Genomic DNA, 2781 nt, shown 5'->3' with positions numbered 1-2781 from the left:
GTCCACATACAGGCTCACCCGATCGCGCAACGCGTCGTACACCACCGCCACATGCACCCAGTCCGCCACCACGAACCCCGAATGCGACGCCGACAACGCACCCGCCGACCCCTCATCGGAATTGCGCATCACCACCTGCCACACACCCTGCTCCTCAGGGTCATCCCCCGGCACATACCGCAACGCGAACGCATCCGTCGCCCCACCCGGCTGAGAGAACACCGTCGCCGGCTGCAACGGCCGCCCGTCATTGCGCACCCACCCCGCAACCGTGAAACTCCCCGACGTATCCACCACCGGGTCCGCGGTCTCGGCGAACGCCTTCAGCGCCGGGTCCAACTTCAACCCCGCCTCCGACCCCCAGCCCTTGAAACCGGCCCCAGAATCGATGACCGCACCGTTGCGCAGCACCAGACCCGGCCCCGCACCATCCTTCGTCGCCCCCGAACCATCAGAGTTGAGCAGCCACCGCGCCTTCAGCACCGGATGCTGAGTGACCATCTCCTCGGCCTCCTGCTGGCCGACGATCCGGTCATAGACCCGTACATCGTCGATCAGGCCGGGCCAGTGATCCGCTTGGCTGCCGAGCCACTTGCTGCGCCCGATCTGGAATCCGCCCAGCGCCGGCCAGGACGAGGTGACCTCGGCGCTCTCCACTCCGGGCTCGCCGTTCACGAAGATCTGCAGTTTCTTCGTGTCCTTGTTGAACACGCCCACCAGATGGGTCCAGGAGTTCAGGACGGCCGGGTCCTTCGAGAAGGCCTGCCAGGTTCCGGTCTCCGCGGAGTCGGACTTGACCCTCGAGAACGCCCACTTCTTGTACGCGGCGTCGTACTTGAGGTAGAAGCCGCTCTTGCTCGTGCCGTCCTGGCTGAGCACCGTCCGGGTGCGGTCGTCCTTTTCCAGGCGAACCCATGCCGATACCGCGAAGCTTCGAATGGTGTTGATGACGGGGCCGTCGGTGCCGGCGTGCGCCTGGGTCGTGTCATCGAGCCGGAGCGCGGTGCCCGCCTGTCCTTCGTTTCCGAGCGTGGCACCCCCGTACAGGGTCGCCTTCCACGGATTCATGGGGCTGTACGCGCGGACCTTCCCCGCCGGCTCGTCCATGTTCCAGTGGGCGAGCGAAGTCGCTCCCGAGGGGGTGGCGCCATCGGCGAGCTGCTGTGCCTGCGCGTCTGTCAGCGCCTGCCCGAACGCTTGGACGTCGTCGATGGAGCCGGGCCAGTAGTTGGCGAAGGAGCCGTTGTACAGGCTCCGGCCGATCTCGAACGCGCCATGGGACGCCAGCGGCGTGCCCGCGTCCGCGGTGGCCTGCAACTGGCCGTTCACATAGAGCCGCAGCTGCGAGGAGGCCTGGTCGTACACGCCGGTGAGGTGACTCCATTCCCCGAGCGGAATCGAGGTGTCGTCGATGGCCTTCTTCCAGACGCCACCGCCGTCGTTGGTGTCGGTGGACGGCTTCTTGAACACCGGACGGCCGTCCGGCTCGATCCCGAGTTGGAACGCGCTCTGGAACGTCGAGTTCTGCGCCAGGACGTTCACCATGCCGTACTGGGTCGGCTTGGCCCAGGCGGACACCGTGAAGCTGCTCGCGGGATCGACCAACGCCAAGAGGCTTTCGCCGAAGCCGTACACACCGTCCATGGACAGCCCGGTCCCGTGTTTGCCTTCACCGCCCAGGGCCGCGGAACCGGTCAGCGTCGCGGGCCGTCCCGGGCCGGTCGAGGTCACCTCGGTCGACCCGGCACTCTCGTCCAGCGGGAACCTCGCCACGGGATCGGCTCCCGCATTGGCGCGGAACTCGTACGAGACGCTCGGGCCGTTCTGGTTGGAGGGCGCGAACGCCTGCACCGTCACGACATTCGGCCCCGAGCGGGTCGGTGAGAGCGCCACCGCCTGCTGCGCCCCGTTGGTCGTGTTCACCGTCCGGATCGGAACACCGTTCAGGCTGACCTCGTACCGGCTGGCGACCTGCTCGGAGTCGGAGATGACGAACCGTCCGACCTCGCCGATACCGCCGTGCCACGAGTCATCGTTCGGGTATTCCTGCGATGTGACCGTCGGCTTGCCCGGTACGGCTGGGTCGTAGATGAAGTAGCAGCCGGTTTGGGCGCCGTCGTAGGACCAGGGCCCCCACTGCTCGCCGTCCCAGGCCCGCACACCCCAGCCGATCTTGGTGCGTTGCGGGATGGTGGAGGGCAAAGTGACCGAGAAGCGGCTGCCGGAGGTCTTGGCCGGAGTGAGCGACGAGGTCCACTTGGGGCCCCAGTCCGACCCGTCGGCGTTGTTGGCCCAGTGCAGCGTGAACTGGCCCTGCACCTTGTTCTTGTCCTCGGTGTCGGGATCCTTCAGATACGCATACACCGTGGACAGATCGTTCACCGTCTGCTGCTGCCCACTGGGCAGGCACTTGGTGCCCGGGTTGGCGAACATCGTGTCGGTATCAGGCTGCAACGGCGGATTGTTGTACTGCACCTTCAAGTACGCGTCATCGGCGAACCGCTTCCACCAGTCCATCGTCGACTCGCTGTAAGCCCGCAACCCGAACGTGATCGTCGAATTCCCGGCATTCACCGCGCTCTGCACATGCGACCGCAACTTGGACCCGCCGAACTCCACCGGCGTCTTGGAGCAGTACGCCACATCCCGCGAAGTCAGATGCTCCAACCACACCGACGAAGTATTAGTGTTGTTCCACGTCGCATACGACTTCAACGCCGTCGTCCGCCACAACTGCACCGACGTCGGATTACTGCAGTTGTACGCACTGGTCTCAAACGC

At 65.8% G+C, this 2781-nt stretch carries 2 protein-coding genes; one reads left to right on the top strand and one right to left on the bottom strand.

The features are described 5' to 3' along the window. Window positions 1–2517: LamG domain-containing protein (locus CHF16_RS39020; RefSeq protein WP_218827047.1), on the bottom strand; the 2517-nt coding region annotated here is incomplete at its 3' end. A gap of 31 nt (window positions 2518–2548) precedes the next feature. Between CHF16_RS39020 and CHF16_RS41145 the strand changes: the two genes are divergently transcribed. After that, window positions 2549–2781: hypothetical protein (locus tag CHF16_RS41145; RefSeq protein ID WP_218827046.1), on the top strand; the 233-nt coding region annotated here is incomplete at its 3' end.

It is taken from the genome of Actinomadura meyerae, assembly GCF_900188445.1.
Classification (GTDB): Bacteria; Actinomycetota; Actinomycetes; order Streptosporangiales; family Streptosporangiaceae; genus Spirillospora; species Spirillospora meyerae.
The sequence above is the reverse complement of the archived record's forward strand: the minus strand, read 5'-3'. Positions and strand labels throughout refer to the sequence as shown.